General features: G+C 67.1%; 19 protein-coding genes, 3 tRNA genes, 1 other RNA gene and 2 pseudogenes. 20 read left to right on the forward strand and 5 right to left on the reverse strand.

Annotation, left to right across the window (positions count from 1 at the left end):
- The first annotated feature begins 19 nt into the window (after window positions 1-19).
- Window positions 20-96, forward strand: a tRNA-Met gene (locus A5767_RS01775).
- A gap of 50 nt (window positions 97-146) precedes the next feature.
- Here the strand turns inward: A5767_RS01775 and A5767_RS01780 are convergent.
- From A5767_RS01780 to A5767_RS01790, 3 genes are all read right to left on the reverse strand, one after another.
- Window positions 147-1850 carry an acyl-CoA synthetase gene (locus A5767_RS01780; protein ID WP_064851513.1) on the reverse strand — a complete coding sequence of 568 codons (1704 nt, stop codon included), beginning with the start codon at window positions 1848-1850 and terminating at the stop codon, window positions 147-149.
- A gap of 221 nt (window positions 1851-2071) precedes the next feature.
- The gene (locus A5767_RS01785) at window positions 2072-3286 is read right to left on the reverse strand and encodes an acyl-CoA dehydrogenase family protein (RefSeq protein ID WP_064851514.1); all 1215 of its coding nucleotides are present in this window, start codon (window positions 3284-3286) and stop codon (window positions 2072-2074) included.
- Window positions 3287-3314: 28 nt separating this feature from the next.
- A complete protein-coding gene (locus A5767_RS01790) occupies window positions 3315-4709 on the reverse strand; it encodes an acyl-CoA dehydrogenase family protein (protein WP_064851515.1) in 1395 nt (464 codons plus the stop codon).
- A gap of 166 nt (window positions 4710-4875) precedes the next feature.
- Between A5767_RS01790 and A5767_RS23585 the strand changes: the two genes are divergently transcribed.
- Entirely contained in the window at window positions 4876-5109 is a 234-nt protein-coding gene (locus A5767_RS23585; protein WP_231913094.1) for a MerR family DNA-binding transcriptional regulator, read from the forward strand.
- Window positions 5110-5546: 437 nt separating this feature from the next.
- On the opposite strand, the gene hisN is transcribed toward A5767_RS23585, so the two are convergent.
- Window positions 5547-6332 (reverse strand): histidinol-phosphatase, encoded by a 786-nt coding sequence (gene hisN, locus A5767_RS01800; protein WP_064851516.1) that lies wholly within the window; start codon window positions 6330-6332, stop codon window positions 5547-5549.
- Between the two features lie 145 nt (window positions 6333-6477).
- Here hisN and prfB point away from each other — a divergent pair, with 145 nt between their 5' ends.
- The 18 genes and pseudogenes from prfB (at window position 6478) to A5767_RS01890 (ending at window position 19497) form a co-directional block, all read left to right on the forward strand.
- The gene (gene prfB / locus A5767_RS01805; protein WP_006550345.1) at window positions 6478-7596 is read left to right on the forward strand and encodes a peptide chain release factor 2; all 1119 of its coding nucleotides are present in this window, start codon (window positions 6478-6480) and stop codon (window positions 7594-7596) included.
- A gap of 21 nt (window positions 7597-7617) precedes the next feature.
- Window positions 7618-8505, forward strand: a complete 888-nt coding sequence (locus A5767_RS01810; RefSeq protein ID WP_231913095.1) for a mechanosensitive ion channel family protein — start codon at window positions 7618-7620, stop codon at window positions 8503-8505.
- The gene (locus tag A5767_RS01815) at window positions 8502-8984 is read left to right on the forward strand and encodes a hypothetical protein (RefSeq protein WP_064851517.1); all 483 of its coding nucleotides are present in this window, start codon (window positions 8502-8504) and stop codon (window positions 8982-8984) included. The genes A5767_RS01810 and A5767_RS01815 overlap by 4 nt, the downstream gene beginning before the upstream one ends.
- 55 nt (window positions 8985-9039) lie before the next feature.
- On the forward strand, window positions 9040-9729 hold the full coding sequence (gene ftsE, locus A5767_RS01820; RefSeq protein ID WP_006550350.1) for a cell division ATP-binding protein FtsE: 690 nt from the start codon (window positions 9040-9042) through the stop codon (window positions 9727-9729).
- 49 nt (window positions 9730-9778) lie between these two features.
- The gene (gene ftsX / locus A5767_RS01825) at window positions 9779-10684 is read left to right on the forward strand and encodes a permease-like cell division protein FtsX (protein ID WP_006550352.1); all 906 of its coding nucleotides are present in this window, start codon (window positions 9779-9781) and stop codon (window positions 10682-10684) included.
- Window positions 10685-10753: 69 nt separating this feature from the next.
- Window positions 10754-11230 (forward strand): SsrA-binding protein SmpB, encoded by a 477-nt coding sequence (gene smpB / locus A5767_RS01830; protein ID WP_024101458.1) that lies wholly within the window; start codon window positions 10754-10756, stop codon window positions 11228-11230.
- Window positions 11227-12084: a DMT family transporter gene (locus tag A5767_RS01835; protein WP_064851518.1), complete on the forward strand. Its 858-nt coding sequence runs from the start codon at window positions 11227-11229 to the stop codon at window positions 12082-12084. The genes smpB and A5767_RS01835 overlap by 4 nt, the downstream gene beginning before the upstream one ends.
- 255 nt (window positions 12085-12339) lie before the next feature.
- Window positions 12340-12708: a transfer-messenger RNA gene (gene ssrA / locus A5767_RS01840) on the forward strand.
- A gap of 409 nt (window positions 12709-13117) precedes the next feature.
- The gene (gene pgm / locus A5767_RS01845) at window positions 13118-14746 is read left to right on the forward strand and encodes a phosphoglucomutase (alpha-D-glucose-1,6-bisphosphate-dependent) (RefSeq protein WP_064851519.1); all 1629 of its coding nucleotides are present in this window, start codon (window positions 13118-13120) and stop codon (window positions 14744-14746) included.
- 60 nt (window positions 14747-14806) lie between these two features.
- A complete protein-coding gene (locus tag A5767_RS01850; RefSeq protein ID WP_033097228.1) occupies window positions 14807-16024 on the forward strand; it encodes an MFS transporter in 1218 nt (405 codons plus the stop codon).
- 26 nt (window positions 16025-16050) lie between these two features.
- Window positions 16051-16542, forward strand: a complete 492-nt coding sequence (locus A5767_RS01855; RefSeq protein WP_064851520.1) for a MauE/DoxX family redox-associated membrane protein — start codon at window positions 16051-16053, stop codon at window positions 16540-16542.
- 41 nt (window positions 16543-16583) lie between these two features.
- Entirely contained in the window at window positions 16584-17333 is a 750-nt protein-coding gene (locus A5767_RS01860) for a DsbA family protein (RefSeq protein ID WP_006550359.1), read from the forward strand.
- A gap of 146 nt (window positions 17334-17479) precedes the next feature.
- Window positions 17480-17552: transfer RNA gene (locus A5767_RS01865), tRNA-Ala, on the forward strand.
- A 73-nt stretch (window positions 17553-17625) separates the two neighbouring features.
- Window positions 17626-17698: transfer RNA gene (locus A5767_RS01870), tRNA-Ala, on the forward strand.
- 163 nt (window positions 17699-17861) lie between these two features.
- Window positions 17862-18002, forward strand: a pseudogene (locus A5767_RS23590) (IS256 family transposase); the annotation flags it as partial.
- Between the two features lie 220 nt (window positions 18003-18222).
- Window positions 18223-18426, forward strand: a pseudogene (locus A5767_RS24080) (IS1634 family transposase); the annotation flags it as partial.
- Between the two features lie 156 nt (window positions 18427-18582).
- The gene (locus A5767_RS01885) at window positions 18583-18984 is read left to right on the forward strand and encodes a hypothetical protein (RefSeq protein WP_064851521.1); all 402 of its coding nucleotides are present in this window, start codon (window positions 18583-18585) and stop codon (window positions 18982-18984) included.
- A 27-nt stretch (window positions 18985-19011) separates the two neighbouring features.
- Window positions 19012-19497, forward strand: a complete 486-nt coding sequence (locus A5767_RS01890; protein WP_033097161.1) for a hypothetical protein — start codon at window positions 19012-19014, stop codon at window positions 19495-19497.
- Window positions 19498-19907: 410 nt separating this feature from the next.
- Here A5767_RS01890 and A5767_RS01895 read toward each other — a convergent pair whose 3' ends face one another.
- Entirely contained in the window at window positions 19908-20849 is a 942-nt protein-coding gene (locus tag A5767_RS01895) for a GlxA family transcriptional regulator (RefSeq protein WP_024101449.1), read from the reverse strand.
- Window positions 20850-20854: the final 5 nt, after the last annotated feature.

The following is a 20854-nucleotide window of genomic DNA, read 5'->3' on the forward strand; positions in this document are numbered from 1 at the left end:
TGTCTGTTCATTCATGCAACGCGGGGTGGAGCAGCTCGGTAGCTCGCTGGGCTCATAACCCAGAGGTCGCAGGTTCAAATCCTGTCCCCGCTACCACCACGAAGGGCGGGGGGCTCGCCCCCCCGGCCTTCGTTCGTTCGAGGGGGTCACCCCCGAGCGGTGGTGTACCCCTTCTCGGGATCCTCGGGCAGATCCATCTCCACCAGCACCCGGCGAAGCAGCTTCCCGGTGGCGTTGCGCGGCAGCTCGTCGAGGAAAACCACCTCGCGCGGAACCTTGTACCGGGCGAGATTCGACTTCACGAACGCCTTGATGTCCTCGGCGTTGCGGGAGGAGTCGGGGGAGGGAACCACGAAGGCTCGCAGCCGCTGCCCGAACTCGGGATCGGGGACACCCACCACGGCGGCGTCGAGTATGTCCTCCCGCTCGGCGAGCAGGTTCTCGACCTCGAGCGGATAGACGTTCTCGCCGCCGGAGACGATCATGTCGTCGTCGCGACCGTTGACGAAGAGCAGGCCGTTCTCGTCCCAGTGCCCGATGTCGCCGATCGACAGCAACCCGCCGATGCGTTCCTTGTCGCGACCGTCGGTGTAACCGGCGAAGGACAGGCCGCTCGAGACGAAGATGCGGCCGGGGACGTGCGGCTCGGTGATGCGGTTGCCGTCGTCGTCGAACAGCACCACCCGACACGTCACGGGAGGGCGACCGGCCGTGCCGGGGGCTTGCCGGATGTCGTCGGGGGTCGCGACCGTCGCGACGGCGCATTCGGTGGAGCCGTACAGGTTGTAGAGCACGTGTCCGAACGCCTCCGTCGTCCGGCGACACACGTCGGGCGAGAGCGACGAACCCGCGGAGAAGACGATCTTCAGGCTCGAGGTGTCGTACTCGGCGATCTTCTCCGGTCCGAGGTCGAGGATCCGCTGCAGCATCGTCGGGACCACCACCAGCACGATCGCTCCGTGCTGCTCGACGAGGCCCAAGGTGTCGACGGGGGAGAAGCGCCGCATCATCACCACGGTCTGACCCAGTGCGAGGGCGAGCGCGAACTGCGAGACGCCGGTGCCGTGGAAGGCCGGGGCGGCCATGAGCATCGTCTGCCCGGGGCGCAGCGGAACCCGATCGAGGAACTGGACCGACGCGAACGGTGACGTGCGGCCGCGCGGCGCGCCCTTCGGGGTGCCGGTGGTGCCGCTGGTGAGCAATACGAATCCACCGAAGACCTCCGGCGCGGGCAGGGACGAGCCGTCCAGCCCTTCGATCGACTGCTCCAGCGTCGGGATGCCGGGGACCTCGTCGTCCGCCCAGGAGACGTACCGGCGCACGTCGTCGGGGAGCGCGGCTGCGACCTCGGCGAATTCGCTGTCGAAGACGAACGTCGAGACCTGTTCGCGCGCTGCGACATCGACGAGTTGCCGCGGCGCGAAACCGGTGTTCATCATCACCAGTCGCACACCGAGCTTGGCGGTGGCGAGCATCGTCAACACGAGACCGCGGTGATTCCGGGCCATGATGCCCATGACCGATCCCGGCTCCACCCCGGCGCGTTGCCACGCACGCACGAGGGCATTGGAGCGGGCCTCGAGTTCCTTGTAGGTGACATCGCCGGCCTCGTCGATCAGGGCGACGGCGTCGAGACCGCGTTCGGCCTGTGCGTGCACGGCGCCGGCGAAGGGGCCGTACTTGTTGGCCGCCATGATCGTCCCGATGCTGTGGTCTACGCGCGGAAAGTGCAGCAGACCTGCGCGATGGAGTACCGCGAGTGATCCGATGGTGTCCTTGACCTGGCCGATCGTGTCGTCGAGCGTGATCCGCCCACTCGTGATCCTGCCGAGAATGTCCTGACCGAGCATCCGTCCCCCTAGCTGTGTGTCGGCGTCAGCACACACAGTAGCCGTGACGTAGCTCACATTCCAGGCAATCTTCCACGGATGATCTTCCTGGAACGGGTAGAGCCCTCGCCGTACCTGCGGCGAGGGCTCTACCCCGATGGATCCTCCGACACGTCCGGTACCGTGCGCAGACACCGGTCCCATCCTTCCGGCGCCCGCGGACGGACCCCATGCCCCGAGCGTTATTTCAGTTCGGAGGACGACTTTCCGAGCACCCGCCGAGCGACGATGAGCTGCTGGATCTGCTGGGTGCCCTCGAAGATGTCGAGAATCTTGGAATCGCGTGCCCACTTCTCGAGCAGCGGCCGCTGCGAATACCCGTAGGTTCCGGCGAGTTCGACGGCCTTGAGCGAGACCGCGGTGCCGGTGCGGCCGGCCTTCGCCTTCGACACCGACGCCTCGAGGGAGTTGGGCTTCTTGTTGTCGGCCATCCACGTCGCGCGCAGCGCGAGCAGGTAGGCGGCCTCCCAGTCGGCCTCGAGCGCGAGGAACTCGGCGGCCGCGGCATGCTGGTTGTTCGCGGGGATGTCGTAGGAGACCTCGACGCCCGCCTCCTTCAGGATCGTGCGCAGTTCCTCGAGTACCGCACGACCGAGACCCACGGCCATGCCGGCCACGATCGGACGCGTGTTGTCGAAGGTCTGCATGACCCCGGCGAACCCCTTCTCGGTGTTCACCTCCGGGGAGCCGAGGATGTTGTCCTTCGGGATGCGGCAGTTGTCGAGCACGAGCACCGCGGTGTCGGATGCCTTGATGCCGAGCTTCTTCTCGAGACGCGCGACCGAGAGTCCGGGAGCCTCGCGCGGCACGACGAACGACTTGATCGCGGCGCGGCCCTTCGACCTGTCGACGGACGCCCACACGACGATGTGCGTGGAACGCTCACCGGCGGTGACGAAGATCTTCTCGCCGTTGAGGACCCACTCGTCGCCGTCGAGCACGGCCGTGGTCGTCACGGCCGCCGAATCGGATCCGAAACCGGGCTCGGTGATTGCCATGGAGGCCCACACCTTGCCGAAGCGTTCGAGCTGCTCGTCGGTGGCCACCGCGGCGATCGCGGAATTGCCCAGGCCCTGGTAGGGGATCGACAGGGTCAGGCCGACGTCGCCCCAGCACGTCTCGATGACATTGAGGAGTCCGGCCATGTTGCCGCCGTTGGCATTTCCGGCGGGGCCGTCCTGCTTGGCCTTGCTGTCGCGGCCGAGCGCGGCACCCGCCGCGCCCTGGCCGGAGTCGTTGAGCCCTTCGACCATCGCGGCCATGGTGTCGAGTTCGACGGGGTACTCGTGCTCGGCGAGGTCGTACTTGCGGGAGATCGGCCGGAAAATCTGCGCGGCGACCTGATGGGCCTGGTTCGCGGAAGCCTTGAGCTTCCGGGGAAGTTCGAGATTGATCATCACAGGTTCCTTGTTCGGGTCGGGCCGATCAGACGAGGACGACGCCCTCGGCGACTCCGATTGCTCGCAGGTCGCGGTACCAACGTTCGACGGGGTGTTCCTTGGTGTAGCCGTGGCCGCCGAGCAGCTGGACGCCGTCGAGGCCGAACTGCATGCCCTTGTCGGTGGCGAGCTTGCGGGCCAGGGCCGCCTCGCGAGCGAACGACAGGCCCTGCTCGGCCCGCGACGCACCGCGCAGGGTGGCCAGACGTAGACCGTCGAGCTCGATCTTGATGTTGGCCACCATGAACGCCACCGCCTGCCGGTGGCTGATGGGCTCGCCGAACGCCTCGCGCTCGTTGACGTAGGGGACCACGTAGTCGAGCACGGCCTGACCGGTGCCCATCGCCAGAGCTGCCCAGCCCAGGCGCGACAGGCGCACGGCGTCGGCGTACTGCTCGGCGCGGACGTCGGCGTCGTCGTCGCCGAGACGTGCCGATTCCGGCACCGCGACGTCCTCGAGCAGAAGGCGGCCCAGTCCGGCGGCGCGCAGGCCCATGCCCGGATCGGCCTCGATCACGACGCCCTTGCTCTTCGCCTCGACGAGGAAGAGGGACGGCTTACCGTCGAGTTCGGCTGCCACGACGAACAGTTCGGCGCTGCCCGCCGCCGGGACGAACGACTTCACGCCGTTGAGCCGGTAGCCGCTGGGGGAGCGCACCGCCTTGGTCTGCAACGCGAAGGGATCGAACAGGGCGCGCGGCTCGGCGATGACGACCGACGCCTGGGGGACATCGTCGCCGGCGAAGGCCGGCAGGTAGGTCTTCTGTTGGTCCTCGGTGCCCCACTGTGTGAGCGCCACGGCCACGCCGCTCGGCGCGAGGATCGGCAGGGCCAGGCCCATGTCGCCGTGCGCGAGGGCCTCGGCGACCAGCACGTTGGTGACCACGCCGCGCTCGTCGGCGGCGCCGTCGAACGCCTCGGGTACGTTGACCATGGTGATGCCGAGTTCGGCTGCGCGCGCGAGTAGATCGGCCGGGGCCGCGGCGGCCTCGTCGGCGTCGTGCGCGGCGGGCCGCAGGATTTCGGCGGCGAACTCACGCACCGTCTCCGTGATCATCTGCTGATCGTCGGTCGGGGTGAGATCGAAGAAGTCGGCGTTCTTCGCGGTGGTGAGACGCTGCGGGCCGCTCGCGCCGCCGGACATCTTCTTGAAGGTGCGCGTGGCGGCGCCGAGGGTCTTGAAGCCGGTCTTCGTGGACTGGTACGTGATCCGGTCGATCGTCTCGCGGATCTTGTACCGGTCGGCCAGTTCGGAGCCCGTGATCCGGGTGAGCACGCGCATGGCAGCGCCCATGACGTCGCGTTTGATCGGATTGAGGCCGACGGCGGACGTGTCGCGAGGCGTGTGGCGGCCCACGCTGTCTTGCTTGCTCATGATCACCAGAAGTCTCTCGATGCGGCAGCGGACACTCCCGATCTTACTTTTGAGTAAGGTCACTGTCTACCGCGCAGTAAGTTCCGCGGTGGACGCGTGTCGCCCAGCATCGTCCGCTGTGTCGCGAGCACGAGTTGACTCTCACACCGTGTGAGGTCGCAGACTCGGCGCCATGGCCGACACCACCAGGTTGATGTCCATCGGAGAGTTCTCGTCCCTGACCCGGATCAGCGTGCGGATGCTGCGGCACTACGACTCGCAGGGAGTGCTGATCCCCGCCGTGGTCGACGAGGTCAGCGGTTACCGCCGATACCTCCCCGAGCAGACCGCCGATGCCGCGCGAGATTCCTCAGCAGACGTACGTCTGCCTCTGTGGCACCGTCGCCGACTACTCGGCCGAAGGTGAACTGTGGCAACGCTTCATGCCCGCCCTGCAGGAGCAGGGCATCGTCCCGACCGGACCCGGCGGATGCATCGAACACGACGGCGAGTTCCGTGAGTCGGACGTCGACGAATCGGTGTTCCTGCCGGTGGCGCCGGGAACCACGGCCCGCGAGCCGCTGACGGTCCACGAGTTCCCCTCACGCCGGGCGGTCGTCGCCACCGTGACCGGGCCGTACGCCGAATCGATCCCGCGGGCCCCACGAGGCGATCGCCGAATTCCTGACCGAACACGGCCTGTCCGCGGCCCGGGTCGACGACGACGTGGCCACCCACCACTTCAACGTCTATCTCGATGATCCGGGCGTCACGAACGAAGCCGACCTCGAGACCGCTGTGCATCTCCCGGTCCGCTGACGAACCCGGCCCCACGCGTGACCATCCGTGCGTGGGGCCGGCCACTCACTTCAGTCGACCGAGCACCTCGTCGTGCAGCGTGCCGTTGGTCGCGACCGCACTGCCGCCGTGCGGACCGTCCGCACCCTCGAGGTTCGTGAACCGTCCACCTGCCTCGCGCACCAGCACGTCGAGCGCGGCCAGATCCCACAGCGAAACCTCGGGTTCGAGCGCGATCTCGAGGGCGCCCTCGGCGAGCAGGCAGTAGGAGAAGAAGTCGCCGTAGGCGCGCACCCGCCACACGTCGTCGGTCAGGGCGACGAAACGATCACGGATGCCACGCTCGTGCCAGCCGCTCAGGCTCGAGAAGCTCAGCGACGCCGACGCGAGGTCGGTCACCTCCGACACCGAGATGCGCCGGGGCTCGGCACCGTCGTGCGACACCCAGGCGCCGCCGTCCGCGGCCGCCCACCACCGACGGTTCAGTGCCGGGGCGCTGACCACGCCCACGACGGGCACACCGTCCTCGAGGAGCGAGATCAGGCTCGCCCAGACCGGTACGCCACGCACGAAGTTCTTCGTGCCGTCGATCGGATCGACGACCCACTGCCGCCCGCGGAAGACCGCGTCGCCACCGAACTCCTCGCCGAGCACCGCGTCGTCCGGTCGCTGCTCGCCGAGCACCTCGCGGATGGTGCGCTCGACGGCGAGGTCGGCGTCGGAGACCGGGCTCAGGTCCGGCTTGTCGTCCACCTTCAGGTCCAGCGCACCGAAGCGGTCGCGGGTGATGGAGTCGGACGCGTCGGCGAGTCGGAGGGCGAGGTCCAGGTCGGCGGTGTAGTCGGTGGTCATGACGGAAACGCTAGCCGCCGTCGCTCGGGGCCGAGCAGCTTGCCGTCCACTCCGGGGTCGGCGATGCTCGACCCGGCTCGGGCCCTGCCCGTGTCGATCGCCGCCCACGGCGGGCCCGTTCGTCGCTCCGGTAACCTGTTGAATCGTGCATCCCGATGTTTCCGCAGCCCTGACCGAGCTCGACACGACCCTCCGCACCGTGGAGTCGGTCCTCGACGTCGAGGAGCTGCGACGGCGCATCGACGAACTCGAGCACCAGGCCGCCGATCCCGAGCTGTGGAACGACCAGGACCACGCCCAGAAGGTCACCAGCGAACTGTCGCACGCACAGGGTGAGCTGCGCCGGGTCGAGGGCCTGCGCCAGCGGCTCGAGGATCTCCCGGTTCTGTACGAGCTCGCCGAGGGCGAGGAGGGCGAGGCCCGCACCGCCGCCCTGGCCGACGCCGAGGCCGAACGCGAGAGCCTGCGCGCCGACATCGAGGCGATGGAGGTGCGCACGCTGCTGTCCGGCGAGTACGACCAGCGCGACGCGCTCGTCAACATCCGCGCGGGCGCCGGTGGCGTCGACGCCGCCGACTGGGCCGAGATGCTCATGCGTATGTACATCCGCTGGGCCGACAAGCACGGCTACGGCGTCGAGGTCTACGACACCTCCTACGCGGAAGAGGCCGGCATCAAGTCCGCCACCTTCGCCGTCAAGGCGCCCTACACCTACGGCACCCTGTCGGTGGAGATGGGCACGCACCGGCTCGTCCGCATCAGCCCCTTCGACAACCAGGGACGCCGCCAGACCTCCTTCGCCGAGGTCGAGGTGCTGCCCGTCGTCGAGACCACCGACCACATCGACATCGACGAGAACGACGTCCGCGTCGACGTCTACCGCTCGTCCGGCCCGGGTGGCCAGTCGGTCAACACCACCGACTCCGCGGTGCGTCTGACGCACATCCCGACCGGCATCGTCGTCACCTGTCAGAACGAGAAGTCGCAGCTGCAGAACAAGGTCGCGGCCATGCGCGTCCTGCAGGCCAAGCTCCTCGAGCGCAAGCGCCAGGAGGAGCGCGCCGAGATGGATGCGCTCAAGGGCGACGGCGGCAGCTCGTGGGGCAACCAGATGCGCTCCTACGTGCTGCACCCGTACCAGATGGTCAAGGATCTGCGCACCGAGTACGAGGTCAACAACCCGTCGGCGGTGCTCGACGGCGACATCGACGGATTCCTCGAATCGGGCATCCGCTGGCGTATGCGGGAAGAGCAGAAATCGTGATCGGAAACAGGAGAGGGGCCTGTGCCGTTTCTTCCCGGAGCTAGACTGCTCGACTGGTTGTCGACGAGCGGGCTGCTGATCGCACTCACGATTCTGGGTGCGGTTCTGATCGCCCGGTTCGTCTCCTGGATCGGCGGCCGCATCACGCGGCGCATCGACGAGCGCTACACGCAGTCCGACGACCTCGTGCGGTCCGAGGCGACGAAGCATCGCCATTCGGTCGCCCAGGTGGTCACGTGGATGGCGATCTCGTTCGTGTACATCGTCGCCACCCTGAAGGTGTTCGACTATCTCCAGCTGCCCATCGGCAGCCTGGTCGCGCCGGCGACCGTGCTCGGCGCGGCGCTCGGCTTCGGTGCCCAGCGCATCGTGCAGGACATCCTCGCGGGGTTCTTCATCATCACCGAACGGCAGTACGGCTTCGGTGACACCGTGCAGATCTCCGTGACCGGTGCGTCCGAGGACGCGATCGGCACCGTCGAGGACGTCACGTTGCGCGTCACCCGGGTGCGCAGCACGGCGGGCGAGGTCATCACCGTCCCCAACGGGCAGATCAACAAGGCCGTCAACCTGTCGAAGGACTGGGCGCGCGCCGTGGTGGACGTGCCGATCCCGGTGACCGCCGACATCGCCGACGTCACCGAGATCCTGCGCGAACTGGGTGTCGCCGCATACAAGGAACCCCGCCTGCGGGAGCTGTTGCTCGACGAACCGAGTGTGATGGGTGTCGAGAGCCTCGAAGTGGATCAGCTCAGCGTCCGCATGGTCGCGCGCACGCTGCCCGGCAAGCAGTTCCAGGTGGGCCGTCTGCTGCGTGCGCGGATCGCGCGGGCACTGCGTGAACAGGGCATCACCGTCACGCCCCAGCTCGGCACCGCCAGCGTGGTCGATCGAGTGGAGGCACAGTGACACCGGGTGGAGGGACGTCGGGTGGGGGCGCGGCCACCGAGCCGGAGGAGAAGCACCGCAGGCGCATCCCGTCGCACCTCCTCGGTGGGCGGATCAGGACCACGACCTTCGCGTTGTGCACCCTGTGGCTTGCGCTGTGGGTGACCTACCTGTTCCTCAACCAGCCCGAGGACACCCCCGATGCGCCGTCGACCGCCGTGATCATCTCCGAGACGCCCTACGTGCCGTACGTGCCGCCGGCGACCACCGCCCCGCAGGAGAAGTCCGTGCCGGAGACCACCGACACGCCCTATCCGCCGACGACGGCGACCGGCGTGCCGGGCAGGGAACAGGGCGGGACGCCGCCGCAGGATGCCACGACGACAGCGCCCCCCACCACGACGAACAGGCAGTTCCCGTTCGACCTGCCCACGATCCCCGGACTGAACGACCAGCAGGATCCGACGGTGACCGAGGACACCGACGCTCCGTCGTCGTAGAGCACCGACGAGCCGGTGCCGTAGGTCACCGTCCGGTAACGGTTAGCATGTCCACGTGATCCGGCTGGAGAATGTGTCCAAGTCCTACAAGACGTCCACGCGTCCCGCGCTCGAAGGGGTCTCGGTGCACGTCGAGAAAGGCGAGTTCGTCTTTCTCATCGGTCCCTCCGGATCCGGGAAGTCGACCTTCCTCCGGTTGCTCCTGCGAGAGGAGAAGCCCACCACCGGCGACATCCACGTGGCCGATTTCCACGTCAACCGGCTGCCGGCGCGTCGCGTACCGAAGCTGCGCCAGAATCTCGGATGCGTCTTCCAGGACTTCCGGTTGCTCCAGCGCAAGACGGTCGCCGAAAACATCTCGTTCGCTCTCGAGGTGATCGGTAAGCCGCGCGGAGTGATCGAACGGACGGTGCCGGAGGTTCTCGACCTGGTGGGACTGTCCGGCAAAGCCGACCGGTTGCCCGCCGAACTGTCCGGCGGCGAACAGCAGCGTGTCGCGATCGCGCGTGCGTTCGTCAACCGGCCGCTCGTGCTGATGGCCGACGAACCGACCGGCAACCTCGACCCCGAGACCAGCCAGGACATCATGCTGCTGCTCGAACGCATCAACCGCACGGGCACGACGGTGCTCATGGCGACCCACGACCACCACATCGTCGACTCGATGCGGCGACGGGTCGTCGAACTCGATCTCGGACGCGTCGTGCGCGACGAGGCACGCGGCGTCTACGGCGTCGGCCGCTAGATCCCGTCACCCGAGCATCCCCACCAGGCAACCGAAGGAATCCCACCCGATGCGTGCCAGCTTCCTGTTCAGCGAGGTCACCACCGGCCTGCGCCGCAACCTCACCATGACCATCGCGATGATCCTCACCACGGCGATCTCCCTCGCGCTGTTCGGTGCGGGGCTGCTCGTGGTCCAGATGGCGGGCAAGACGGAACGGATCTTCCTCGACCGGGTCGAGGTGCAGGTGTTCCTGACCGAGGACATCTCCTCGCTCGATCCGGAGTGCGAGCAGGATCTCTGCTCCACCCTGCGCAGCGACCTCGAGAGCACCGACGACGTGGTGTCGGTCCAGTACCTGAGCCGCGACGACGCCGTCCTCGACGCCACCGATCGTGTCTTCGCCGATCAGCCCGAACTCGCCGAACTCGTGAGTGCCGACAGCTTCCCTGCCTCCTTCAAGATCAAGATGTCCGATCCGGATCGATTCGCGGCGATCCAGGACGATTTCGGTACCCGGCCCGGCGTCGACAGCGTGCTCAACCAGCAGGATCTCGTCGAGCGTCTGTTCGGCGTGCTCGGCGGCATCCGCAACGGCGCGTTCGCCATCGCCACGATCCAGGCGATCGCGGCCGTGCTTCTGATCGCGAACATGGTGCAGATCGCGGCCTTCACCCGCCGCACCGAGGTCGGCATCATGCGGCTGGTCGGCGCGACCCGCTGGTACACGCAGCTGCCCTTCCTCCTCGAAGCGGTGATCGCCGCGATCGTGGGTGCCGCACTCGCCATCGGCGGACTCTTCGTCGCCAAGAGCATGTTCGTCGACGACATGCTCACCGAGGTCTACGACGCGAACATCGTCGCCCGCATCACCGACAGCGACATCCTTCTGGTCTCGCCGTTCCTGGTCCTCGTGGGCGTGGGAATGGCCGCTCTCACCTCGTATGTGACCTTGCGTCTGTACGTGCGTGAATAAGGTGTCGTGCGAGGTTCCTATGCTGGACGGTGTTCTGTTCGATCGATCGTGGACCGGAAAGGCCTGCACGTGAAGGAAAAGGGCCGGAAGGTCATCGCGACCAACCGGAAGGCGCGCCACAACTACACCATCCTCGACACCTACGAGGCGGGCATCGCCCTCGTCGGTACCGAGGTCAAGAGCCTGCGGGAGGGAAAGGCCTCCCTGGTGGACGCATTCGCGACCGTCGACGACGGCGAGGTGTGGTTGCGGGGTCTGCACATTCCGGAATACGGGCACGGCACGTGGACCAACCACGCTCCGCGCCGCACCCGCAAGCTGCTGCTGCACCGTCGCGAGATCGACGCGCTCGTCGGCAAGACCCGGGAGGGCAACCAGACCCTCGTGCCGCTGTCGATGTACTTCTCCGACGGCAAGGTCAAGGTCGAGCTCGCGCTCGCCAAGGGCAAGCAGGACTACGACAAGCGTCAGGATCTCGCCCGCCGGACCGCCGAACGTGAGGTGACCCGCGAGCTCGGCCGGCGAGTGAAGGGCATGAGCCGCTGATCGCGGTCGCGCTCGCGCTCCTCGCGGCGGTCGGGTACGGCCTCAGCGATTTCGCCGGGGGTGCCGCCTCCCGTCGCGCGAGCGCACTCGGCGTCGTCGCCGTCACCTACCCGGCTTCGCTCGTCGTGTCCCTGATCGCCGCGTCGATCGTCGGCGGCGACCTCACCGCGGCGTCCCTCGCGTGGGGTGCCGCAGCGGGCGTGGCCGGCGGCATCGCCGTCTGGTGGTTCTACCTCGCACTGGCGAACGGGCCGATGTCGGTCGTCTCACCGGTCACCGCTGTCGTCGTGGCCGGAATCCCCGTGCTGTTCGGGATCGCGACGGGGGACCGGCCAGGTCTGCTCGCCTATCTCGGCATCGTCGTCGCGGTGATCGCGGTGGGGCTGGTCAGCCGCGAATCCGACGAGACCGTCACCGGTGTCGGACACCCGCGCTTCACGTCGAGGATCGCGTGGTGGACGGTCGGATCGGGCATCGCCTTCGCGTTGTCGTTCATCGGCCTCGGTCAGGTCGGCACCGGCACCGGCCTGTGGCCGCTCGCCGCCTCCCGCGCGACCGCCACCCTCGTGGTCTGGCTGGTGATCGCCTTCTCGTGGCGCACCGTGGTGTGGCCGATCCGGTCGCTCCTGCCGATCCTGATCGGGATCGGCGTGGTCGACGTGATCGCGAACGGTGCACTGCTGTTCGCCTACCAGCACGGCCTGCTGTCGCTGGTGAGCGTGATCGCGGCGCTGTATCCGGCGGTGACGGTGCTACTCGCCGTCATCGTGCTCGGAGAGCGCGTGAGCCGGGTGAAACTGCTCGGCCTGCTCGCAGCCGGACTGGCCGTCGCACTCGTCAGCCTGCCCGGCTGATCCGGGGTGGGGTGGGAAGAACACGAATCCTGGAGGCGCTGGACCCGGCATCGTGGAAAGCGCGTCACCGGACGGAGCGCTACGGGTGACACCCGGCGACGCCGGACTCGGGTCACCCCGACCCGGTTCCGTTGCCGGTGAGCGGCGGTGTGAGTAGGCTCATGACCCGGCAACGAATCGTTTTCGAAAATGGGAATGACATCGGGCCTTCGGGTCGTTACAGTAGGTAGTCCTGCGAAGGTCGCAGGCGCGTACGGGGCTGAACGGTTTCGACTGCGTACGTTGAGCAAGGGGAAGCGTGTCGGTGCAGGCAAGAGACCACCGTAAGCGTCGCTGCAACCAATTAAGCGCCGAGTCCACTCAGCGCGAGTACGCCCTCGCTGCCTAAGCGAGCGCGTCTCTGTCAGCCCGGGTTTGCTCTCGACCCGGATCCTGGCATCGACTAGAGAGCTCTACCGTACGGCTCGGTCGCGGAGACGTGCGGGACAACAAACAGCGACTGGGATCGTCATCTCGTCTTGTTCGCGAGAACGGGAGATCCGAGTAGAGACATAGCGAACTGCACACGGAGAAGCCCTCGCGAGGCGGCGGAGGACCCGGGTTCGATTCCCGGCAGCTCCACCATCGACCCGGGTAGGTGATCGACCATCGATCACCTACCCGGGTTTCTTGTTGTCCGGGTGAGCCTGATCGGCAGTCTCGGGAAACGGCAGTGCCCGCCGTCGAGACTCAGAGTGTGAGTGTTCTCGACGACGGGCACGGTCGCTGTCGGTCCCGGAGACGTCGGAGACGGCGCCGAAACAGCGAGAGCGAAACGAAGAAATGTCCTCCCCGGCATCGTCTTCATTTCGTTCACTGAAGTTAGCCACCTAATTGTGAACGCCAATACTACTTTCGGGTCAGAAACTTTGGTCCCATGGCCGTGATGACCTTTTCGTCAGTATCCGTACCGACGCGCGGATCGGGGTACTCATCCCGCGCGTGCCGCGGATCGGCGGCAAGATGAGAACACCACCATCGACGAGGAGAGCACATGGCGCACGAACGAGCGGGACAGCCGGCCACCGCGGCGGATCTCGAAGATCTCGCACACCTTGTCACCGCCTACTACACCGTGCAACCGGATCCCGAGAACGCCTCGCAGCAGGTGGCTTTCGGCACGTCCGGTCATCGCGGCTCGAGCCTCGACGGTGCGTTCAACGAAGCCCACATCCTCGCGACCACCCAGGCCATCGTCGAATACCGCGCCCTGCAGGGCACTTCGGGCCCGCTGTTCTTCGGCCGCGACACGCACGCCCTGTCCGAACCGGCCTGGGCGAGCGCGCTCGAAGTGCTCGTCGCGAACGGCGTCGAAGTGGTCGTCGACTCCCGCGACCGCTACACCCCGACTCCGGCCGTCAGTCACGCGATCCTGCAGCACAATTCCGGCTCCGGTGCCCGCGCCGACGGGATCGTCGTCACCCCCTCGCACAATCCTCCGCGCGACGGTGGCTTCAAGTACAACCCCCCATCGGGTGGTCCGGCCGACAGCGACGCGACGTCGATCATCGCCGCTCGCGCCAACGAACTGCTCGCCGCCGGACTCGACGGGGTGAAGCGGGTGCCGCTCTCGTCGGCGCTCGCGTCCGCCGGACGACACGACTTCCTCGCCGCCTACATCGACGATCTGCCGAACATCGTCGATCTCGACGTCGTCCGTGCTGCCGGGGTACGGATCGGCGCCGACCCGATGGGCGGTGCGAGCGTCGACTACTGGGGCGAGATCGCCGAACGGCACGCCCTTGACCTCACCGTCGTCAATCCGCTCGTCGACGCCACCTGGCGGTTCATGACGCTCGACACCGACGGGAAGATCCGCATGGACTGCTCGTCGCCGAACGCCATGGCATCGCTGATCGGCAACCGCGAGGCCTACGACCTCGCGACCGGCAACGACGCCGACGCCGACCGGCACGGCATCGTCACCCCCGACGCCGGTCTGCTCAATCCGAACCACTATCTCGCCGTCGCGATCGACTACCTGTTCCGCAATCGCCCCGGTTGGGCGGAGTCGAGCAAGGTGGGCAAGACGCTCGTGAGTTCGTCGATGATCGACCGGGTCGCCGCCGGCCTCGGCCGCGACCTGCTCGAGGTGCCGGTGGGCTTCAAATGGTTCGTTCCCGGGCTGAGCGACGGTTCGCTGGGCTTCGGCGGGGAGGAGAGCGCCGGTGCGTCCTTCCTCCGGCGCGACGGCGCGGTGTGGACCACCGACAAGGACGGCATCGTCCTCGCCCTGCTCGCGGCGGAGATCACCGCGGTGACGGAGAAGAGCCCGTCCCGCTACTATGCCGAACTCGTCGATCGGTACGGCGACCCCGCTTACGCGCGCGTGGACGCCCCGGCGACGCGCGAGCAGAAGGCGGTGCTGTCGAAACTGTCGTCCGAGCAGGTCGGCGCCACCGAGCTCGCCGGCGAACCGATCACCGCGACGCTCACTGCGGCACCCGGCAACGGTGCCGCGATCGGTGGCCTGAAGGTCACCACCGAGAACGCGTGGTTCGCCGCCCGCCCGTCCGGCACCGAGGACGTCTACAAGATCTACGCCGAATCGTTCCGCGGCCCCGACCATCTCGCCGAGGTCCAGCAGGCGGCACGCGAACTCGTCTCGTCCGTCCTGTCCTGAGCCCGCTCGCCCACCGCGCGACCGGGCGAGGTCGTGCGCCTCGCTAACATCGTGGGCATCATGCGGACACGTGATGCGGCTTTGCCGCGGGAAATCTGGGTTCTGGTCGTCGCGAGTTTCGTGATCGCGCTCGGCTTCGGTCTCGTCGCTCCCGCGCTGCCCCAATTCGCGCGAAGCTTCGACGTCGGTGTGACGGCGGCGACGGTCGTCGTGTCGTCGTTCGCGGCGATGCGACTGCTCTTCGCACCCGCGAGCGGGTCGCTGGTGCAGAAGTTGGGGGAGCGGCCCGTCTACATCACGGGCCTGCTCATCGTCGCCCTGTCGACGGGCGCGTGCGCATTCGCGGCGAGCTACTGGCAGCTGCTCGTCTTCCGGGCCCTCGGCGGCATCGGGTCGACGATGTTCACGGTGTCGGCGCTCGGTCTGCTCGTGCGGATCGCGCCCCCGGACGCCCGCGGGCGTGTGTCCGGCCTGTACGCGACCAGCTTCCTCATGGGCAACATCCTCGGCCCGCTCTTCGGCGGTGCCCTTATCGGACTGGGGCTGCGCGCACCCTTTCTCATCTACGCCGTGGCGCTGCTCGTCGCGGCCTCGGTCGTGGGGATCAGCCTGCGCTCGTCGGAACTCGCCCGTCCCGACAGTGGGGACGGCGTGCCCGTCATGCGCCTGCGCGACGCGCTGCGCTCGCCGGTCTACCGCGCGGCCCTGGGATCGAACTTCGCCAACGGCTGGGTGGTGTTCGGGGTCCGCGTGGCGATGGTGCCTCTGTTCGTCGTCGAGGCGCTCGACGAGGGTGAGGCGTTCGCGGGTGTCGCGCTGACCGCCTTCGCGGTGGGCAACGCACTCGTCCTCATCAAGTCGGGGAAGCTGTCCGACCGGTTCGGGCGGCGACCCTTCGTCCTGGCCGGACTGGTGGTGTGCGGGGTCAGCACGATCGCCATGGGATTCACCGAGAGCGTCGTCTGGTTCCTCATCACCTCGTTCGTGGCGGGTATGGGGTCCGGGCTGTCGAATCCCTCGCAGCAGGCCGCCGTCGCCGACGTCGTGGGCAGCAAGGCCCGGGGCGGGCCGGTGCTCGCGACCTTCCAGATGGTCGCCGATGTCGGCGCGGTGATCGGTCCGGTCGCCGCAGGCTTCCTCGCGGACCGGTTGTCCTACTCGACGGCCTTCGCGGTCACGGGTGTGATCATGCTAGCGGCGACGCTGCCGTGGTTCGTCGTCGGACGCCCCCGGGTCGTCGAGCAGGCGACACAGGTGACCGACGACACGGCGCGGTGAGACGACCGCCCGGTATTGTCGCCGGCATGTGGGTCGGTCTCGTCTCCACGCTCGCCCGATACGGTCTGGCGGCGGTGTGGCTCGTCTCCGGTTGGGTGAAGTTCTCGGATCCGACGCAGACCGTCGTGGCGGTACGGGCGTACCAGATTGTGCCCACCGGCTGGGTGCGGCCGTTCGCCGCCGCCTTCCCCGTTCTCGAACTGGCCCTGGGCCTGGTCCTGCTCGTCGGTCTCGCGACGCGCTTCGCAGCGCTCGTCAGCGCCTTGGGGCTGGTCGCGCTCGTCGCCGCGATCGCCTCGGCGTGGGCGCGCGGCCTGTCGATCGATTGCGGCTGCTTCGGGGGAGGAGGTGTGGTCGAGGGCGTCGACGGCCGCGACTACGCGATCGAGATCGCCCGCGACGTCGGCTTCCTGGCGATGTCGATATGGCTGGTCGTCCGGCCGCGCACCTGGTTCGCGCTCGGTCCGGGTTCATGTGCTTCCCTCTCAGCGGCCCCTCAGCCGTCGATGGCAGAGTGAGATCGTCCTTCCCCACCGACGAGCAGTAGAGGGCAGCATCCGTGAGCGCGAAGAAGGTCTCATCCGGCAAGTACACACCGCAGCCGACGTCGAACAGGGTCACCTACATTCTCGGCGGCATCGCGATCCTGGTGATCGGTGCGCTCGTCATCGGTGGTGTCCTGTGGTCGTCGGGCAGCGGCGATCCCCGCAACGACGGTTACGGCTCCGTGCAGAACGGCGCAGTGGAAGTGTCGATCGAGGACGACGGCGCAATCCTGCTGGGCCGCCCCGACGCCCCACGGACCGTCGACCTGTTCGAGGACCCGCTGTGCCCCTACTGCGCCGAACTCGAACACAAGCACTCGCAGGAGCTCGCCCAGGCGATCGACGACGGCCAACTGGCGATCCGGTACCGGATGCTCGCTTTCCTCGACCGGGCGTCGAGCAGCGGCGACTACTCGACCCGCGCGGTGGCGGCGGCGCAGTGCGTCGCCGAGAGCGGCGATGCCCGCGCGTTCTCCGCATTCCACGACGCCCTGCTGTCGCCCGACAACCAACCGGCCGAGGGTGGCGACGGTGACATCGACAACGCGGGTCTCGCGCAGATGGCGCGCGACGCGGGTGCCTCCGAGGACGTCGCGCAGTGCATCACCGACGGCGCCCGGATCGATCAGGCCTCGGCCGACGCGGAGGCGGGACGCCGTCTGCTCGCGACGACCGGAGCGGCCGGCACGCCGGCTGTCGTGTACGAGGGGACCGTTATCGACGCCCTCGGCGACGAGAACTGGGTGACCGAACTCGTCGGATAGACGGAGCGGTGGCGGGAGCTGCGCACGGTGCGTGCTCCCGCCACAGTCACGCTGTCTACCAGCCGATTTGTTGGCGTCGAGCGCGATGGTGTAGTTTTCTTTCAGCGCGAAGGGGTCAACCGGAGCGCAACGGTACAACCGAATACGGGGCTATGGCGCAGCTGGTAGCGCACCACACTGGCAGTGTGGGGGTCAGGGGTTCGAGTCCCCTTAGCTCCACAAGATCGCTACAGGCGAGAGTTCACGCTCTCGCCTGTAGTCTTCGGTGGCGGTCCCCGTCAGGGCCGTGCAAGGGGCTATGGCGCAGCTGGTAGCGCACCACACTGGCAGTGTGGGGGTCAGGGGTTCGAGTCCCCTTAGCTCCACGTAAGTTGAGAAAATCGAAACCTGCCCCGCCTGAGTGCGGGGCAGGCTCGTTTCTGCGGTCACCGGATCGGGGATGTCGGTGTTGACGTGATCCGGGTCGGCCTGACACGCCGAGCAGCGAGCTTGGCGGAAGGATCGACCATGACGGAAACACTGGAGCCCATGGCGGACGAGATGAACCAGCTGGAGTTGGCGCAGCAACTACTGGCCCAGGCCGAGGAACAAGGCGTCTAACTGATGGGCCCGAACGGACTGCTCGGGCAGTTGACGAAGACCGTGCTCGAAACCGCACTCGACGCTGAGGAACGAGCCGACGAGAGTGTCGACGCGGTCGAGGTTCAGCCCGGCGACGAATTCGTCAAACGGGTGCAGGGCATCAGCGAGGATCACCCCGCATCATACCTGAGTTCCACAAGTTGACGTCGTTTCTAGCCAATTCGTTAGGATCGCTGCAGGTCACGAGTTCGAGCATGTGGCGCGCGGGTCACTAATCGAGCGGAGTATGGAGGTGGTGGATCTGTACGTGGTGCAGTCCAAGACCGCCTCCGGGGCCATCGGCGTGCAGATCTGGGAGAAGATCCGCGGTCGGCGCCAGATGATCGCGCACATCGGCTCGGCTCACACGCCCGGCGAGCTTGCGGCATTGATCGAGATTGCTAACCAACGAATCAACGCTAACCAGCACGAACTCGATCTCGGGCTGGAGGATCGAGCCTCGGCGGTGGTCCGAGGTGAGATAGTTTTGAGCCACCCACCGGATGGCTCTCGGGCATCAGAAGTTACCGTTGGATACAGTTCACTTGGCCCCCCGAAACCACAACCGAGAGATTCAAAAACGAGGCAGGCCAGACGTTTAGCCGATCAAAGATAAAGTGATACAGCAATGCCAACCACATTGACAGTTGATAACGAAACAGTCGAAGCTCTTGTCGAGAAACTCGCCAACGACCGCTTTTTGCTCGCCGAATATCCCGCAGACCACGCTGCCTTTATCCTCTTTTACGAGTCAAACACAATAAAACTCCTTGCCGCCGCTTATGGGCCTCAGCGTGAGGATAACGTCGGCGACATCCACCCCAAGACGTTTGGGATTCTAAAAGCGGTAGTCAACAACACTTGGCTCGACAACCGGGAAGACCAACCCGGCGAACCTGTCGCAGGGGTGATCCAGTTCGACCTCGAGGCGAAGTCCGCAACCGTGACCTACCACCTCGGCAACGAAGCCGAGGCCCGGCGCTTCAACGATGACAACTCCATGGAGCTTCGAGCCGCGCTGGCCCCCTGACCCGACCCCCACTGAGAGGACTTGGCAATGCCCGCTCCCCAGACGACTGACCCGACAGCGCTGCTCGGCCGGTGGGAATTGACCGGCTTCTCCGAACAGGACGCCGGACACCGCTCGGGCAGCTACGCGATCATCTTCCGCGACCGTTCGCTCTACACCCCGGAAACCATCTCCCCCGCCGGAGGCGAAACGCTCGAGATCACCGACTCCGACGGCGAGGTCCACTTCTCGATGCGAGGCGGCGCCAAGGTCCCCTGGACCTCCGCCGAGAAGGAGCAGGGCGTCCTGACCGACTCGATCGAGGACCAGGACGGACGCATCGTCAGCAGCGTGGCGCCATACCTCCGCATGGAGCGACTCGTGGACGGCACCTGGGTGAGCAAGTACTCCGACAGCGACCTCGACATGAACAGCAACCTGTTCACCGACGGCCCCGACCTCATCCTGATGGTCACCACCATCGTCGACGAACTCTACGTCACCAAATACTTCTACCGCTTCTCCCCAGCCTGAGCATTCCGTGCGACCATTACAGGCTCTTCCCAGATGACGGTGTAGGTCGGCCGGGCGCGTCGGTCCGCAGATAGACGTCGAGGTCTCCCGACGATGGAGGTTCCTACGCCATCCATCCGAAAGACCTCGACGTGTCCGACGCTACCCCGCCGGCCGGCTTCGGTCGCGCTGACCGCCTTCGCGGCTCATCCCAATCGACCCTGATCGGGTCTGCTGACCCCCTCGACGAGAACGCAGCGACACCACAGCCACCCGACCCCGACCGTCCGGGAAGCCGGGGCACGTCACATGGCCGGTGCTGCGGGCGTGTCGAGTGGGTCGTCCAGGGGCGACGCAGGAGCGTCGACGCGACGTGCTGAGAGGTGGTTCCAACCGAGCGCTAGGACACCGGCTACAGGCATGGCGATAGGTCAGGAACGGCGTCGCTCCCTGCGCAGGAGGGAGCGCAGAGTCTCGGCGTTCGCGTAGCCGACCCGTAGCGCGATCTCGGCGGAGGTGAGGTCCGTGGTTGCTGAGAGGTGCCGAGCTCGTTCGATGCGAAGCCGTTGGACGAAGCCGAGCGGAGTGAGGTTGAGCGCCGCACGGACTCGTCGTTCGAGGGTGCGCCGGCTGGTGCCGAGCGACTGCGCGACGAAGGCGACGTTGAACGGTTCGTCCAGGCGGGCGCGCACGAAGCGTTCGAACTCGACGACGATCGGGTCCTCGTGCCGGAGATGTTCGTAGGCGACGAAGGCCGCCTGCGACGGACGCTCGTCGATGATGAGGAGCTTGGCGACATGTTGGGCCAGGTCGGGGCTGATCGATCGCACGAGTGAGAGCGCGAGGTCGATGTGGGCGAACGCGGCGCCGGCGGTGACGAGGTTCCCGTCGACCACGACCATGGTGTCGAGATCGAGGGCGACGGTCGGATAGCGCTTCAGGAACTCCGGCCCCAGGAACCAGCTGGTCGTCGCCCGCCGATGATTCATCCGTCCGGTCTCGGCGACGGCGAACACGCCGGTGCACGCCGCGGCGATCCGGGTGGTCGCGTCGTCGAGGCGCCCGAGTGAGGCGATGACCGAACGTGCATCTCGGCTCTGGAGGGCGTCGTTGGTAGCGGCGGCCGTGAGGGTTCCAAGCGCAGGGACGATGACCACGTCGAACTCTCCGGACTCCGACAGCGGGTGGTCTACCGACAGGGTCATCGATGCCGTCGTGGTCACTCGCCGTTTCGGTCCGAGGATGGCGAGTTCGATCGGGTCGATCCGCGGGTCGACATCGCCGCGGGCTCCGTCGGCCACCCGCACGATGTCGATGACCGACGCGACAGCCGAACCGAAGCAGCCGTCGATCGCGATCAGTCCGATACGCATGGCGC

The organism is Rhodococcus sp. 852002-51564_SCH6189132-a (genome assembly GCF_001665495.1).
Classification (GTDB): domain Bacteria; phylum Actinomycetota; class Actinomycetes; order Mycobacteriales; family Mycobacteriaceae; genus Rhodococcus; species Rhodococcus pyridinivorans.

What these genes read in the sequence shown, in the direction of transcription:
- hisN (WP_064851516.1), bottom strand. Translation starts at nt 6,332, where the DNA reads ATGACCACCGACTACACCGCCGACCTGGACCTCGCCCTCCGACTCGCC.
- pgm (WP_064851519.1), top strand. Translation starts at nt 13,118, where the DNA reads ATGGCGCACGAACGAGCGGGACAGCCGGCCACCGCGGCGGATCTCGAA.
- ftsX (WP_006550352.1), top strand. Translation starts at nt 9,779, where the DNA reads ATGCGTGCCAGCTTCCTGTTCAGCGAGGTCACCACCGGCCTGCGCCGC.
- A5767_RS23585 (WP_231913094.1), top strand. Translation starts at nt 4,876, where the DNA reads ATGGCCGACACCACCAGGTTGATGTCCATCGGAGAGTTCTCGTCCCTG.
- A5767_RS01885 (WP_064851521.1), top strand. Translation starts at nt 18,583, where the DNA reads ATGCCAACCACATTGACAGTTGATAACGAAACAGTCGAAGCTCTTGTC.
- A5767_RS01855 (WP_064851520.1), top strand. Translation starts at nt 16,051, where the DNA reads ATGTGGGTCGGTCTCGTCTCCACGCTCGCCCGATACGGTCTGGCGGCG.
- A5767_RS01895 (WP_024101449.1), bottom strand. Translation starts at nt 20,849, where the DNA reads ATGCGTATCGGACTGATCGCGATCGACGGCTGCTTCGGTTCGGCTGTC.
- A5767_RS01785 (WP_064851514.1), bottom strand. Translation starts at nt 3,286, where the DNA reads ATGATCAATCTCGAACTTCCCCGGAAGCTCAAGGCTTCCGCGAACCAG.
- A5767_RS01850 (WP_033097228.1), top strand. Translation starts at nt 14,807, where the DNA reads ATGCGGACACGTGATGCGGCTTTGCCGCGGGAAATCTGGGTTCTGGTC.
- A5767_RS01890 (WP_033097161.1), top strand. Translation starts at nt 19,012, where the DNA reads ATGCCCGCTCCCCAGACGACTGACCCGACAGCGCTGCTCGGCCGGTGG.
- A5767_RS01780 (WP_064851513.1), bottom strand. Translation starts at nt 1,850, where the DNA reads ATGCTCGGTCAGGACATTCTCGGCAGGATCACGAGTGGGCGGATCACG.